The sequence below is a fragment of the Arthrobacter sp. P1_D4 genome (assembly GCF_056406115.1).
In genome coordinates this window covers 15,307-28,962 of the sequence record NZ_JBFUAU010000018.1, presented here as the reverse complement: position 1 = coordinate 28,962, position 13,656 = coordinate 15,307, and the positions used below count along the sequence as shown (strand labels likewise).

The window sequence follows — 13,656 nt, the reverse complement described above, 5'->3', positions numbered from 1 at the left end:
CTAGGCGTCTGCGGCGCGGGCGGCGTCCGCGGAGCCGGAGGCCTGGGCGGCCTGGTGGTCCTCGGCGATGGCCTCGTGGTGGCGGATGACCTCGCCGATGATGAAGTTCAGGAATTTCTCCGCGAAGGCCGGGTCCAGGTGGGCTTCGGCGGCGAGGTGCCGCAGCCGGGCGATCTGCGCCGTTTCGCGGCCCGGGTCCCCGGCGGGAAGTTGGTGCGCGGCCTTGAGGAAGCCGACCTTCTGGGTGGCTTTGAAGCGTTCGGCGAGGAGGAAGACCAAGGTGGCATCGATGTTGTCGATGCTGGAGCGGATTGACAGCAACTCCGCCATGACCGCGGGATCCACGGAACCGGCCAGGGAGCTTGCCGCCGGGTCGTAGGAATCGGTTTCGGGAAGAGTGGGGTTCTGCTCGGTCATTGACCCAGTCTAGGGGTTCGGCGGCCAATGCCTTCCGCTGTTAAGCACCGTTGCAGGCACCCGCGGCGACCCCAATGGGCATGCACACCGTTCGTGGTGAACGGTGGGCATGCCCATTGGCTGTGGCCCTGCCGGAGCCCGGGCCGCGCCGGATCGGGCAGGTGCCCGGTTCCGGCGGTTAGCTGTGGAGCACGGCCTTGAACGCCTCGCGGCGCCTGGCCTGTTCGTCGGGGTCCGGAACAGGCAGGGAGGCGATGAGTTTCTTCGTGTAGTCGTGCTGCGGGTTGCCCATCACCTGGTTGCCGAGGCCCTGCTCCACCATCTTGCCCTTGTAGAGCACGCCGACCCAGTGGGCGAGCATGTCCACCACGGCGAGGTCGTGGCTGATGAACAGGCATGCGAAGCCGAACTCCTGCTGGATCTCCTTGAACAGCTCCAGCACAACGGCCTGCACGGACACGTCCAGGGCCGAGGTCGGCTCGTCGGCGATGAGCAGCTTCGGGTTCAGGATGAGCGCCCGCGCCAGCGAGGCGCGCTGGCGCTGCCCGCCGGAGAGTTCGTGCGGGAACCGGTCAGCGTACGACGCCGGCAGCTGCACGGACTCGAGCAGCTCGCCGACCTTCTTGCGTGCCTCGGCCGCGGTCGGGTTGGAGTGGATGATCAGCGGTTCCGCCACGCAGTCGCCGATGGTCAGCTGCGGGTTGAACGAGGCCGCAGGGTCCTGGAACACGAAGCCGATCTCCTTGCGGAGCGGCTTGAAGGTGCGCTCCTTGAAGTTCAGCATCTCGTACCCCAGCACATTCAGGCTGCCGCCCGTGGTGCGGTTCAGGCCGGCGATTGCCCGGCCGATGGTGGTTTTGCCGGAGCCGGACTCCCCCACGAGGCCGAAGACTTCGCCTTCGGACACGGTAAAGCTGACGCCGTCGACGGCCTTGAACGCCGGGCTGCCGAGCCGCCCCGGATACTCGATGGTCAGGTTCTTTGCCTCGACCAGCACCTTGCCGCCCTGGTGGGCGCGTTCGACCATGCCCTCCGAGGCGGAGTTGCGGCCCAGGTGCGGGACGGCGGCGAGGAGCTTCTTGGTGTAGTCCTCCCTGGGCTCGGCGAACAGCACCCTTGAGGATGCCTCCTCCACGACGTCGCCCTGGTACATGACCACGACGCGGTCGGCGAGGTCGGCGACGACGCCCATGTTGTGCGTAATCAGCACGATGGAGGTCCCGTAGTTGTCACGCAGGTCCCGCAGCAGTTCAAGGATCTCGGCCTGCACGGTGACATCCAGGGCGGTCGTGGGCTCGTCGGCCACGATGAGGCCAGGGTTCAGGGCCAGCGCCGCGGCAATCACGACGCGCTGTTTCTGGCCGCCCGAGAACTGGTGCGGATAGTAGTTGACCCGCGTTTCCGGGTCCGGGATGCCAACTTTGCGGAGGGCGTCAATTGCCCGCGCCTTGGCCTCCTTGGCCGAGACCTTGCTGCGGCCGCCGCTGCCGGCGTGTGCGCGGATGCCCTCGGCAATCTGCCACCCCACGGTGAAGACCGGGTTGAGGGCGGTGGATGGCTCCTGGAACACCATGGCCACGTCGCGGCCCCGGATCTCCCGCAGCTTGGCTTCGCTGACGCTGATGACGTTGTTGCCGTTGATCAGGACAGCACCTTGGCTGATGGCCGTCTCCGGCAGAAGTCCCAGGATGGTCTTGGCCGTCACGGTCTTGCCGGATCCCGACTCGCCAACAATGGCGACGACTTCTCCGGGGTTGACCTGGAGGCTCACGTCCTTGACGGCATACACATCCCCGGCGTCGGTGGCGAAGGTGACTTTGAGCCGGTCGATGTCAAGGACCGGGCCTGCGCCTGCGCCGGGCTTGTCGATGTTGGTGGTCATGGAAGTCTCACTTCTGCTTCTGCTTCTGCTTCGGGTGCAGCCTGGGAGCCGGCGGTGGAGTCTGGTCCGCCCTTGCCTGCCACGGCCTTCTTGCGGCCCCGCAGGCGGGGATCGTTGAGGTCGTTGATGCTCTCACCGACGAGGGTCAGCCCAAGCACGGTCAGGACGATCGCCGTACCGGGGTAGACACCGGTCCACCAGATGCCCGAGGAGGCATCTGCAATGGCCTTGTTCAGGTCATAGCCCCACTCGGCGGCGGAAGTGGGTTCGATGCCGAACCCCAGGAAGCCGAGGCCCGCCAGGGTCAGGATGGCCTCGGACGCGTTCAGTGTGAAAATCAGCGGCAGCGTGCGGGTTGCGTTCTTGAAGATGTGCCGGCCCATGATGCGGATGCTGGAGGCGCCCACCACCTTGGCTGATTCGACGTACGGCTCCGCCTTCAGCCGGATGGTTTCGGCACGGATGACCCGGAAGTACTGCGGGACGAACACCACCGAGATGGAGATGGAGCAGGCGACAATGCCTCCCCAGAAACTGGACTGCCCGTGGCTGATGACGATTGACATCACGATGGCCAGGAGCAGTGACGGGAAAGCGTAGATCGCGTCGGCGATCACCACGAACACCCGGTCCAGCCAGCCGCCGAAGTAGCCGCTGACGAGGCCGAGGGCTACGCCGAGGAAGATCGACATCGCGACGGCCACGATGATCACCACGGCGGCCGTCTGGGCACCCCAGAGCACCCGGGAGTAGACGTCATAGCCACCAACCGTGGTGCCCCAGATGTGGGCCGGGCTGGGGGGCTGTTGTGTCGGGAAGGGACCGGCGGCGTCGCTGAGCTGGGCAAACCCGTAGGGCGCGATCCACGGCGCAAACACGGCGACGAGCAGGAAGACGGCGGCCAGCACCATGCCCGTGACGAGCATGCCGCGTTGCAGCCCGACGCTCGAGCGGAAATGCGAGATCACCGGCAGCCGGTAGATGAGGGGCTGCTTGCGCCCGCTTACTTTGGTTGCATTCATGGCTAGTACCTCACTCGCGGGTCGATCAGGGCTGCGACGACGTCCACGATGAAGTTCGTGACGGCAACGATGACCGCCAGCATCACGACGATTCCCTGGACGGCGACGAAGTCGCGGGCGTTCAGGTATTGCACCAGCTGGTAGCCGAGGCCCTTCCACTCGAAGGTGGATTCGGTGAGGACGGCGCCGCCGAGGAGGAGGGCAATCTGGAGCCCCATGACAGTGATGATCGGGATGAGGGCAGGCTTGTAGGCATGCTTGGTCACGAGCCGGTAATTACTGACGCCACGGGACCTGCCGGCTTCGACGTAATCCTTGCCGAGCGTGCCGATGACGTTGGTGCGGACCAGCCGCAGGAAGACCCCTGCCGTCAGAAGCCCGAGGGTGAGTGCGGGGAGAACTGAATGGGCCGCGACATCGCCGAACGCGGCCATGTTGCCGCTGCGCAAGGCATCCAGCCAGTAGATCCCGGTCGGTGCGGCCAGGCTTCCCATAGCCAGTTCGGTCCTGGTGGAGGCCCGTCCTGCGACGGGCAGCCAGCCCAGCCAGACGGAGAAGGCCAGCTTCATCAGCAGGCCGGCGAAGAACACCGGGGTCGCGTAGCAGAGGATGGCGAAGAACCGCAGGAATGCGTCCGGAGCCTTGTCGCGCCGGTAGGCGGCGATCAGCCCGAGCGGGATGCCGACCAACAGCGCCACGATGAGGGCATTGATGGCCAGTTCCAGGGTTGCCGTGCCAAACGTGATGATCATTTCGACCACAGGGCGGCGGTCGGTGATGGTGGTGCCGAAGTTGCCGGTCGCCACCTGGCCAACGTATTCGAGGTACTGCACGAGGATCGGGCGGTCGTAGCCGGCGTCGTGGATGCGCTGCGCGAGCGCCTCCGGCGGAAGCCTGCCGCCCTGGGCTGCAGTGATGGGGTCGCCGATGACCCGCATCAGGAAGAAGACCAAAGTCACCAGAATGAAAATGGTCGGAATGATCAGGAAGAACCGGATCAGGATGTAGGTCCCCAAGCCCCCACCCGAGGATTTTTTCTTGGACGGAAGAAGTCCGTCGGCGTCGTTTAGCGGCGCCTCAGTCAATGTTGTCATTGGTACCTAAGATTGTGCTGTCGCGGCCTTGGGCGGGCCGGCGTGAACTGCAGGATGCGGCAATGACCAGCAAAGGCGGGGCGCCTCGAGGGCGCCCCGCCTCGCAGGCTGGTCAGGACAGCAGGGCTGCAGCCTTACTTGGAAATAGTTCCCAAACGGAACTTGAAGGAGGCATCGAGGGTGGAATCGACACCCTTGACACCGCTGCCGGAAATGGCAACCTGCGCGCCCTGGAGCAACGGAAGCGTGGAAATGTCCTTGGCGAGGGCATTCTGCGCATCCTTGATCGTGGACTCGCGTTCAGTCTTATCGACGGTGGTGAGCTGCTTGCTGATCAGGTCGTTGACGGTGGGGTTGTTGTAGTGGTTCTTCAGGAAGCCGCCCTCCGGGAAGAACGGGGTCAGGTAGTTGTCGGCGTCACTGAAGTCGGGGAACCAGCCAAACTGGAACAGCGGGTATTCGTCGGCGCGGCTGGCCTTGCTGTAGGTGACCCATTCCGTGGACTGCAGGTTGACCTTGAACAAACCGGACTTCTCCAGCTGGTCCTTGATCATGGCGTACTCATCGCCGGAGGACTTGCCGTAGTGGTCCGGGTTGTACTGAAGGTTCATCGAGACAGGGGTCGTCACACCGGCGTCGGCCAGGACCTTCTTGGCCTTGTCCAGGCTCGGCTTGCCGGCGTCGCCGTAGGCGTCCTTGAACGATTCGTTGGCGCCCAGGAAGCCGTTGGGAACGTTGGAGTACAGCGGCAGGTAGGTGCCCTTGTAGACCTGGTCCGCGATGGACTGCCGGTCAACGAGGTTCGCGATGGCCTGGCGGACGGCGAGCGCCTTGGCCGGATCGGCGTCGGCAGCCTTGGCACCGAACGGCATCGTGTCGAAGTTGAACGTGATGTAGCGGATTTCGCCGCCGGGGCCAACGTTGACCTTGACCTTGGAGTCCTTCTTGAGGTCATCGACGTCGGTGGCGCTCAGGCTGCGGTTCGCGACGTCGATGTTGCCCTGCTGGATGTCCAGCTTCATGTTGGTGGGGTCGGCGTAGTACTTGATCGTGGCGGCGTCGTTGGCCGGCTTGCCGAGAACCCCCTGGTAGTCAGGGAATGCCTTGAAGCTGACCAGCTCGTTCTTCTTGTACGTGTCGATCACGTACTGGCCGTAGAACGCCTTGGCCTTGACGATCGAGTCGTCGTCAAGCAGTTTGTCGGCCGGGAAGACTTCATCGTCTACGATCGGCGCGGCGGGGCTGCTGAGGATCTGAGCGAAGGTCTGGTCGTTCGCCTGCTTCAGCTTGAAGACCACGGTGTTGGCATCGGGGGCGGTGATGCTTTCGATGTTGGTCAGCAGGCTTGCGGGACCGGCGGGATCGTTGATCTTGGTCTGCCGGTCGAAGGAGAACTTGACGTCCTTGGAGTCGAGCGTGTGGCCGTTGGCCCACTTGAGGCCCGGCTTGAGCTTGACCGTGTACTCGTTCGGCGAGGTGAAGGACGCGGACTCGGCCAGGTCCGGCACGGGATCTGCGCTGCCGGGCTTCGAGTTGAGGAGGAAGGAGTAGATCTGGTTCATCACCATGAACGAACCGTTGTCATACGCGCCCGCCGGATCCAAGGCAGTGACCTTGTCCGTGGTGCCGTAGGCGATCGGACCGCTTGCTGCGGCTGATGACCCGCCAGCGCCCCCGGTCGGCCCTGTGCAGGCCGTCAGTGCAAAGGCGGAAACCCCGGCCAGCGCGATGACGCTGTGCCAGGCCTTTTTGTTCATTGCCATCTGTGAACTTTCTGTTCGATGCGTTCTAGCGCAACCCGAAGTGAAACGACTGACTCGTCGGGCGGCACGCTTTGCTGATCCCTAGATTCAACCAGACGATCATTCGGTGAAACGTTGCATTTTGTGAGTTGAGACACAAAATTTACACGATTCGAAGGTTTCTCTCATTTTCTTCAGGATTCCGCCCGGATCTTCGGCAGGGCCCTGCACATCCGGGCGCCGTGGACGGCCGGGTAGTCTGACGACGACGGAGGGTACAGACGACGAAGGGCCCCGCCAACTGGCGGGACCCTTTGCTGGAGTCGGTGGGGCGGGCGGCTAGAGCGCGGCCCTCTGCAGCGAGCGCGCGGCATCGATCGTGGCCTGGCCGAGCACGCGGCGGCCCTGGTAGAGCACCACCGTCTGGCCGGGGGCCACGCCGCGCAGCGGCTCGGTGAGGGTGACCAAAAGCTCGTTGTCCGCCATGTGTGCGCGGGCAGGGACGGGGTCGCCGTGGGCGCGGACCTGGGCGTAGCAGTCAAACTCTTCGCCGGTCGCCACCTCGGCGATGGGCAGCCCCGCCCAGGAGACCTTGATGCCTCGGATTTCGTCGATGGCGAGCAGGGCCTCCGGGCCCACCACCACCTTGTTCTCCTTGGGCCGGATCTCCAGCACGAACCTCGGCTTGCCGTCCGCGGCCGGGGTGCCGAGCTTCAGCCCGCGGCGCTGGCCCACGGTGAACGCGTTGGCGCCCGGGTGCTCGCCGACCTTCGCGCCGGATTCGTCCACGATGTCCCCCGTGGTCATTTCAATCTTCTCGGCGAGCCAGCCGGCGGTGTCGCCGTCGGGAATGAAACAGATGTCGTGGCTGTCCGGCTTGTTCGCCACTGAGAGGCCGCGGCGCTCCGCCTCCGCGCGGACCTCGGCCTTGGACGGCGTCTCGGCCAGCGGGAACATCGAGTGCTTGAGCTGTTCGTGGGTCAGCACCCCCAGCACATAGCTCTGGTCCTTGGCCCAGTCCGCAGCGCGGTGCAGTTCGGGGTTGCCGTCCGCGTCCGTGATGACCTTCGCGTAGTGGCCGGTGCACACGGCATCGAAGCCCAGGGCGATGGCCTTCTCCAGCAGGGCGGCGAACTTGATCCGCTCGTTGCAGCGCATGCAGGGATTGGGGGTGCGGCCTGCGGCGTACTCATCGATGAAGTCCTGGACGACATCTTCCTTGAACCGTTCGGAAAAGTCCCAGACGTAGTAAGGGATCCCGAGGATGTCGCACGCACGCCAGGCGTCGCGGGAGTCCTCGATCGTGCAGCAGCCGCGGCTGCCGGTTCGCAGGGTGCCCGGCATCCGGGACAGCGCGAGGTGGACGCCGACGACGTCGTGCCCCGCCTCGACGGCGCGGGCGGCGGCAACGGCGGAATCGACGCCGCCACTCATGGCTGCAAGAACTCGCATACTGGCTTTCTCTAGGGTTCGGGGTGTCACAGGCTCCAGGGCTGCTGTTCGCAGCTGCGGTGCTGCCGGGCTTTTATTGCTGGGCTACTGCCGGGCTTTCACTGCTGGGTTGAACCGCAGTGCTACTGCTGGTCCCTGGAAATAGCACAATGCCTGCCCCGCCATTCTATCGCCACGCCGAATCCTCCCCAAAAGGCCTTGACGGGACCGCCTCCCCCTTCTAGCGTCAGGACAAGCGGTTTTAGAAAACGGAAGCGCGCCGACGCGGGAATCGAGCGGACATGGCTGTCGGGAACATCGTGATCGTGGGCGGCGGGCTGGCCGGCGCCACCGCCGCCAAAACATTGCGGGCGGAGGGTTTCAGCGGTCCGGTGGTGCTGGTGGCCGCCGAGTCCCACCAGCCGTACCTGCGCCCGCCGCTGTCCAAGGAGTACCTGCTGGGCAAGGCCGGCGACGACGCCCTGCCGGTGGTGCCCGAGGACTGGTACGACGCGAACGAGGTCGACCTCCGGCTCGGCGTCCAGGTCACGGCGCTGGACCCGGCTGCCCGCGCCGTGGTTCTGGATGACGGGCGGCGACTGGAGTACGGCTCACTCCTGCTTGCCACGGGAGCGCGGCCCAGGACCATCCCGCTGCCCGGCAGCGGGCTCGAGGGCGTCAGCACGTTCCGGACGGTCGAAGACAGCCGGCGTCTGCACGCCCGCCTCGCCGGCGGCGGTTTGCACGTGGTCATGGTCGGGTCCGGCTGGATCGGGATGGAACTGGCCGCTGCCGCCAGCACCTTTGGAAACACCGTCACCCTGATGGGGCTGGAGGACGTGCCGCTGGGCGCGGCGATTGGCCCGGACCTGGGCGGCTTCTTCCGCGGGCTGCACGAGGCCCACGGGGTACGGTTCAGGCTTCCGGCGTCCGCTGCCGAGATTCAGGGGTGGTTTGGACGGGCGACGGCGGTGGTCACCGACTCGGGCGAAGTCCTGCCCGCCGACCTCGTGGTCATCGCCGTCGGCGTTGTGCCGGAGGTCGGTCTGGCCGAGGCGGCCGGGCTCGGGATCCGCAACGGCATCCTCACCGACGCGTCGCTGCGGACCTCGGCGCCCGGGATCTTCGCCGCCGGCGACGTCGCCAACGCCCTGCACCCGTTCACCGGGGAACACCACCGCAGCGAGCATTGGTCCAATGCCCTGAATGGCGGCAAGGTGGCAGCCAAGGCGATGCTCGGCCTCGACGCCACGCTGGACAGCATCCCGTACTTCTACACGGACCAGTACGACGTCAGCATGGAGTACTCGGGCTTCCCGACGCTCGTTGCCGGCCCGCCGGTCATCCGCGGCTCGCTTGCGGACAAGGAGTTCATTGCCTTCTGGCAGCGAGAAGGCCAGGTGATCGCCGGAATGAATGTCAACTGGCCCCGGGCCGCCAAGCCGCAGAAGGCGATCAAGGCGCTCATCAATGCCCGCACCGCCGTGAGCCCGGGCCTGCTTGCCGACTCCTCGGTACCCCTGGATCAGCTCCTGGATTAGCTACTGGATCAGCTCCTGGATTAGCTCCCTGCGGGGGCTTGACGGGCGGCCTCGCGCGCGACCGTTCCGGCGGTCTGGATGCTGGACTCGTGCCCGGCCATGCCGGCCTGTCGGGCCCGGGCGTAGGCGCCCGGCAACGCCGCGAGGAGGGCATCGACGTCGGCGTCGGTTGAGGAATGCCCGAGCGTAAAGCGCTGCGCCCCCCTCGCCGTGTCCTCGTCCAGGCCCATCGCCAGCAGCACATGGGAGGGCCTCGGAACACCTGCGGTGCAGGCGGAGCCCGTGGAGGATTCGACGCCGGCGAGGTCCAGCAGGAACAGCAGCGAGTCCCCTTCGCAGCCGGGGAACGTGAAATGCGCATTGCCGGGCAACCGCCCGGGGCCCGGGGCGCCCCGCAGGACGGCTTCGGGGACGGCCGCACGGACCCCCTCGATCAGCCGGTCGCGAAGGGCCGCGATCCTGGCGGCTTCCTTGGGGAGTCCCGCGGCAACGGCGTCGGCGGCCGCGGCAAACGCGGCGATCGAGGCGGTGTCCAGCGTCCCGGAGCGGACGTCGCGTTCCTGCCCGCCGCCATGCTGGACCGGGGTCAGCTTCACCGCCCGGCCCAGGATCAGCGCGCCCACGCCGACCGGTCCGCCGATCTTGTGCCCGGAGACGGACATGGCGTCCAGGCCCGTCCCGCGGAAGTCAACGGGCAGGGAGCCGAAGGCCTGGACGGCGTCGGAGTGGACGGGTACGCCGGCGGCGTGTGCCAGTTCCACAACCCGGGCGACGGGCTGGATGGTGCCGACCTCGTTGTTGGCCCACATGAGGCTCACCAGTGCGATCGAGCCCGGATCCCGGGACAGCTCGGCTTCGAGCACGGCCAGGTCCACGACGCCCGCGTCATCCACGGGGAGCCAGCACACTTCGGCGCCTTCATGCCGTTCGAGCCATTCGACGGTGTCCAGCACCGCGTGGTGTTCGACGGCGGAACAGAGGATACGGGTCCGCGCCGGGTCCTCGGCACGGCGGGCCCAGTACAGGCCCTTGACCGCCAGGTTGTCCGCCTCGGTCCCGCCGGAGGTGAAGATGACCTCCGAGGGATGGGCGCCGGCGGCCGCAGCGAGCACTTCCCGCGCGTCCTCCACGGAGCGCCGGGCACGGCGGCCCGATCCATGCAGCGAGGACGGGTTGCCGGTCCGGGCCAGTTCGCGCGTCAGTGCGGCCAGCGCTTCCGGGGCGAGGGTGGTGGTGGCGGCGTGATCGAGGTAGGCAGGCACAGCCCAATTCTACCTGCGCGCGCCCGGGCCGCCGCGGCGCCAGGGCGAAGGCACAGTGTCAGGGCAAAGGCACGGTGTCAGGGCGAAGGCACCAGCCTGAGGCACAGTGAAGAGCCCGGTGACGGGCACGGGGCTGGTGTACATTCAAGCGGTGAAAGCGCCCCTCTGCCTTGTGCTGGCCACCTTGTTCTGGTCCGGCAATTTCGTCGTCGGACAGGCCGCCAGAGCCTCCATGACCCCGTTGGACCTGACCTTCTGGCGCTGGAGCCTGGCCGCCGTGCCGCTGCTGGTCCTGGCCCACCTCATCGAACGGCCCGACTGGGGTGCGGTGCTGCGCCGCTGGCCCGTGCTTCTGCTGCTGAGTGTCCTGGGCATGAGCGGCTACACGCTGCTGCTCTACGGCGCGCTCGGATTCACGTCCGCGATGAACGCCTCGCTGGTGACGGCCGCAAACCCGGCCCTCATTGTGGTCATGGCGATCGTCCTGCTCGGTGAGAAGACCACACGGCTGGGCTGGCTCGGCATCTGCCTGGGCCTGCTGGGTGTGCTGCTGGTCCTGACCCAGGGCGAGCTGGCCCGCGTGGTCAGCCTCGCCATCAACACCGGTGAGCTCATGATGATCGGCGCGATCATCGTCTGGGGCTTCTACACCATCGTTGCCCGCCGGCTGGCCGTGCCGCCCATCGCGGCCACAGCGGTGCAGGTGGTGATCGCAACCGTGACGCTGGCGCCGTTTGCCCTCGCCATGAACGTGCGTTTTCCCGACACCGCGGCCGAAGGCTGGTCGATGGCGTATATCGCCCTGTTCCCGTCCCTTGGTTCCTATCTCCTCTGGAATCTGGCGCTGAAAACCACCCCGTCCGGGACCGCCGGAAACTACCTCAACCTGATGGTGGTCTTCACCGCGATCATCACCGTGCTGCTCGGGACCCCGCTCACCCTCGTGCAGATCCTGGGCGGCCTCCTGGTGATCGCCGGCGTGCTGCTGACCGGAATCAAGGGCCAGGCCCGCAACGCCGGCCACCCCAGCGGCAGGGCCCAAACCGGACCGGCCGCCGCCGCTTCAGGCAGGCAGGGTCACTCAGGCAGCCCGGTCACGATGGAAGAATACGGGCACAGCACTGCCCGGGCCGCGCGCCGCCGTGCTCCCTGAGATCTTCAATGGCGAGCGCTTCGATCCGGCCCGGTTCGATCCCCAGGGCCATTGAGGCCCCGTCGAGAAAAGCTCCGTTCATGGCACACACCACGTCTGCGTGCCCGGCGGCGAGGCGATGGAACGGGCAGTTCAGCAGCACCAGTCCCCCGCCGCCGTCGTCCGCCGGGCAGTAGCCCTGCCCCGCCAGGAAGTCCGCGAACGGGCCGGCGCCATCGGGGCTGCCGGCGGAGTCCGCAGGCCCCGCCCCGGTGGCCCCCGCCGGCTCGCGGCCGGCTGCGCGGGCTGCCGACTCACCCGCTGACTGCCCCCTGGCGCGGGCAGCCCGAAGAAGGGCCTCCCGCGGCGAACCGCCGCCGCTGGTTGCGTCCTCGATCGCGGACACCAGCAGCTCGGCGGCGAGATCATAGTGGCGGTCGGGCACCGAGGCCGCGACCTCATCCACGGCGGCCCGGTACAGCTTGGCGGGCCGGCCGGACCCCGGCCCCTCCCGCCCTCCGAGCTTGCGGAACTCCACGGCCAGCAGCCCGTCTTTCACGAGCCGGTCCAGATGGAACGAGGCAGTGCTCCGCGCCAGGCCCACAGCCTGCGCGGCATCGTCCCGGCCAACGGCATCTGCCGCTGAGGCGACGAAATCAAAGAGCCTCCTGCGGCTCTCGTCTCCCAGCGACGCGACCGCCGCCAGCCTGTGGTTCCACGGAAGCTTGGTCATGACACAAGAATATCTCTAAAAACAAGAATCATTGCTTAATCCCCGTGGGGCCCTCTAAAATCGAGATATCCACTTTTAGAAGGAGCGATGCCATGAAAGTTTCCCCAGCCCCCGCCACTCCCGCACAGCAGCTCACGGCGGACCGTCAGGCCTTCCTGCTGCTGCGGACCGTCTTTACCGTTGCGCCGATCCTGTTCGGCCTGGACAAGTTCACAAACCTCTTGACCGACTGGACGATGTATCTGGCGCCCGTGGTGACCCAGGTGGTCCCGCTGCCGGCCCAGACGATCATGTACGTCGTTGGCGTGGTGGAAATCGTCGCCGGAGTGGCGGTGGCGCTGCGTCCGCGCTTCGGATCGGCGCTCGTGGCCGCCTGGCTGCTGGGCATCATCATCAACCTGATCATCCTCGGCGGCTTCTACGATGTCGCTCTGCGTGACTTCGGGCTGCTCGTGGGTGCCCTGGCACTGAACAGGCTGTCCCCGCGCAGGGCCGTGCCGGCCGCTACGCCAGGCAGCTAGGCCAGACGGCGGGTCCCGGCAGCTGGTCCCGGCAACTGGGCGAAGACGCCAGGCCACGCCACTACGCCAGAACGCAGACGGCCCGCGGAACGACTTCAATGGTCATCGGGAGCGCCCCGATCCGCTCGCCGTCGGCGTAGGCCACGATATTGCCGGCGGACAGTTCCACGGTGCGGACCCGGCGAAGCCGCACAGCGGGGTGGCCCACGTGCTTGCCGGCAAAGACCTTCGGGAACACGGCCAGCAGCCGGGTCCGGGACAGCCGGTTGACAATGAAGAGGTCCAGGTAGCCGTCATCAAGGGCGGCTCCCGGGACGATCCTCATCCCGCCGCCGATCGACTGGCCGTTGGCGACGGAAATCAGCATGGCGCCCTGCTGCCACTGCTCGCCGTCGGCCGTCACCGTGTAATCGATGGCCCAGAACGACGCCAGTTCCCGAAGCATGGCGAGCTGGTAGCGGATCTTGCCGCTCGGCCAGCGCCAGCCATTGGCCCGCTCATTGACGGCGGCATCGAACCCGGCCGAGACCACGCCCGCAAACAAGCGGGAGGATCCTCCGGCGGTGATCCTGCCGGCGTCAATCATCCGGCCGCCGCCGGCTAACGACTCCAGCGCCCGTTCGCAGGCCGCCGGGAGGTTGTGCAGCGGCAGGCCCAGCGCCCGGGCCGTGTCGTTGCCCGTCCCGGCGGGAATGATGCCCAGCGGAACCCGACGGCGGGCGCCGGGACCTGCACCTGCACCCCGGCTGCGCGGAAGTACGCCGCCGCGTCCTTGCCGGCGTGCCGCGCCCGGCCAAAGGATGCGCGCGGGTTGACGGCGACGGCGACGGCGACGGCGATCAGCATGCGCTGAATTATGCCAGCCGGCGGGAACCATCC

General features: G+C 66.9%; 13 protein-coding genes. 3 read left to right on the top strand and 10 right to left on the bottom strand.

Annotated elements, in window-relative coordinates:
* From AC1D0A_RS17590 to mnmA, 6 genes are all read right to left on the bottom strand, one after another.
* The gene (locus tag AC1D0A_RS17590; protein WP_230011813.1) at window positions 1-417 is read right to left on the bottom strand and encodes a chorismate mutase; all 417 of its coding nucleotides are present in this window, start codon (window positions 415-417) and stop codon (window positions 1-3) included.
* A gap of 178 nt (window positions 418-595) precedes the next feature.
* Entirely contained in the window at window positions 596-2,299 is a 1,704-nt protein-coding gene (locus AC1D0A_RS17585; protein WP_028275997.1) for an ABC transporter ATP-binding protein, read from the bottom strand.
* Complete coding sequence (locus tag AC1D0A_RS17580; RefSeq protein WP_476946404.1) at window positions 2,296-3,321, bottom strand: ABC transporter permease; 1,026 nt, start codon at window positions 3,319-3,321, stop codon at window positions 2,296-2,298. The genes AC1D0A_RS17585 and AC1D0A_RS17580 overlap by 4 nt, the downstream gene beginning before the upstream one ends.
* A 2-nt stretch (window positions 3,322-3,323) precedes the next feature.
* Window positions 3,324-4,415 (bottom strand): ABC transporter permease, encoded by a 1,092-nt coding sequence (locus AC1D0A_RS17575; protein ID WP_028275995.1) that lies wholly within the window; start codon window positions 4,413-4,415, stop codon window positions 3,324-3,326.
* Window positions 4,416-4,549: 134 nt separating this feature from the next.
* Complete coding sequence (locus AC1D0A_RS17570; RefSeq protein WP_028275994.1) at window positions 4,550-6,178, bottom strand: ABC transporter substrate-binding protein; 1,629 nt, start codon at window positions 6,176-6,178, stop codon at window positions 4,550-4,552.
* 318 nt (window positions 6,179-6,496) lie between these two features.
* Window positions 6,497-7,609, bottom strand: coding sequence for a tRNA 2-thiouridine(34) synthase MnmA (mnmA, locus tag AC1D0A_RS17565; RefSeq protein WP_476946403.1), 1,113 nt, complete (start codon window positions 7,607-7,609; stop codon window positions 6,497-6,499).
* A gap of 281 nt (window positions 7,610-7,890) precedes the next feature.
* Here mnmA and AC1D0A_RS17560 point away from each other — a divergent pair, with 281 nt between their 5' ends.
* Window positions 7,891-9,129, top strand: coding sequence for an NAD(P)/FAD-dependent oxidoreductase (locus AC1D0A_RS17560; protein ID WP_476946402.1), 1,239 nt, complete (start codon window positions 7,891-7,893; stop codon window positions 9,127-9,129).
* A gap of 20 nt (window positions 9,130-9,149) precedes the next feature.
* Here AC1D0A_RS17560 and AC1D0A_RS17555 read toward each other — a convergent pair whose 3' ends face one another.
* On the bottom strand, window positions 9,150-10,391 hold the full coding sequence (locus AC1D0A_RS17555) for a cysteine desulfurase family protein (RefSeq protein ID WP_243181184.1): 1,242 nt from the start codon (window positions 10,389-10,391) through the stop codon (window positions 9,150-9,152).
* 151 nt (window positions 10,392-10,542) lie between these two features.
* Here AC1D0A_RS17555 and AC1D0A_RS17550 point away from each other — a divergent pair, with 151 nt between their 5' ends.
* Window positions 10,543-11,544, top strand: coding sequence for a DMT family transporter (locus AC1D0A_RS17550; RefSeq protein ID WP_243181183.1), 1,002 nt, complete (start codon window positions 10,543-10,545; stop codon window positions 11,542-11,544).
* Here the strand turns inward: AC1D0A_RS17550 and AC1D0A_RS17545 are convergent.
* Window positions 11,486-12,256, bottom strand: coding sequence for a helix-turn-helix transcriptional regulator (locus tag AC1D0A_RS17545; RefSeq protein ID WP_476946401.1), 771 nt, complete (start codon window positions 12,254-12,256; stop codon window positions 11,486-11,488). The genes AC1D0A_RS17550 and AC1D0A_RS17545 overlap by 59 nt on opposite strands.
* Before the next feature lie 92 nt (window positions 12,257-12,348).
* Between AC1D0A_RS17545 and AC1D0A_RS17540 the strand changes: the two genes are divergently transcribed.
* Window positions 12,349-12,777 (top strand): hypothetical protein, encoded by a 429-nt coding sequence (locus tag AC1D0A_RS17540; RefSeq protein WP_476946400.1) that lies wholly within the window; start codon window positions 12,349-12,351, stop codon window positions 12,775-12,777.
* 61 nt (window positions 12,778-12,838) lie between these two features.
* Here the strand turns inward: AC1D0A_RS17540 and AC1D0A_RS17535 are convergent, their stop codons facing one another.
* Complete coding sequence (locus AC1D0A_RS17535) at window positions 12,839-13,471, bottom strand: diacylglycerol/lipid kinase family protein (protein ID WP_476946431.1); 633 nt, start codon at window positions 13,469-13,471, stop codon at window positions 12,839-12,841.
* Window positions 13,378-13,623: a hypothetical protein gene (locus AC1D0A_RS17530; RefSeq protein ID WP_476946432.1), complete on the bottom strand. Its 246-nt coding sequence runs from the start codon at window positions 13,621-13,623 to the stop codon at window positions 13,378-13,380. Before AC1D0A_RS17530 ends, AC1D0A_RS17535 begins: the two co-directional genes overlap by 94 nt.
* Between the last annotated feature and the right edge of the window lie 33 nt (window positions 13,624-13,656).

What these genes read in the sequence shown, in the direction of transcription:
- AC1D0A_RS17590 (WP_230011813.1), bottom strand. Translation starts at nt 417, where the DNA reads ATGACCGAGCAGAACCCCACTCTTCCCGAAACCGATTCCTACGACCCG.
- AC1D0A_RS17585 (WP_028275997.1), bottom strand. Translation starts at nt 2,299, where the DNA reads ATGACCACCAACATCGACAAGCCCGGCGCAGGCGCAGGCCCGGTCCTT.
- AC1D0A_RS17580 (WP_476946404.1), bottom strand. Translation starts at nt 3,321, where the DNA reads ATGAATGCAACCAAAGTAAGCGGGCGCAAGCAGCCCCTCATCTACCGG.
- AC1D0A_RS17575 (WP_028275995.1), bottom strand. Translation starts at nt 4,415, where the DNA reads ATGACAACATTGACTGAGGCGCCGCTAAACGACGCCGACGGACTTCTT.
- AC1D0A_RS17570 (WP_028275994.1), bottom strand. Translation starts at nt 6,178, where the DNA reads ATGGCAATGAACAAAAAGGCCTGGCACAGCGTCATCGCGCTGGCCGGG.
- mnmA (WP_476946403.1), bottom strand. Translation starts at nt 7,609, where the DNA reads ATGCGAGTTCTTGCAGCCATGAGTGGCGGCGTCGATTCCGCCGTTGCC.
- AC1D0A_RS17560 (WP_476946402.1), top strand. Translation starts at nt 7,891, where the DNA reads ATGGCTGTCGGGAACATCGTGATCGTGGGCGGCGGGCTGGCCGGCGCC.
- AC1D0A_RS17545 (WP_476946401.1), bottom strand. Translation starts at nt 12,256, where the DNA reads ATGACCAAGCTTCCGTGGAACCACAGGCTGGCGGCGGTCGCGTCGCTG.
- AC1D0A_RS17540 (WP_476946400.1), top strand. Translation starts at nt 12,349, where the DNA reads ATGAAAGTTTCCCCAGCCCCCGCCACTCCCGCACAGCAGCTCACGGCG.
- AC1D0A_RS17530 (WP_476946432.1), bottom strand. Translation starts at nt 13,623, where the DNA reads ATGCTGATCGCCGTCGCCGTCGCCGTCGCCGTCAACCCGCGCGCATCC.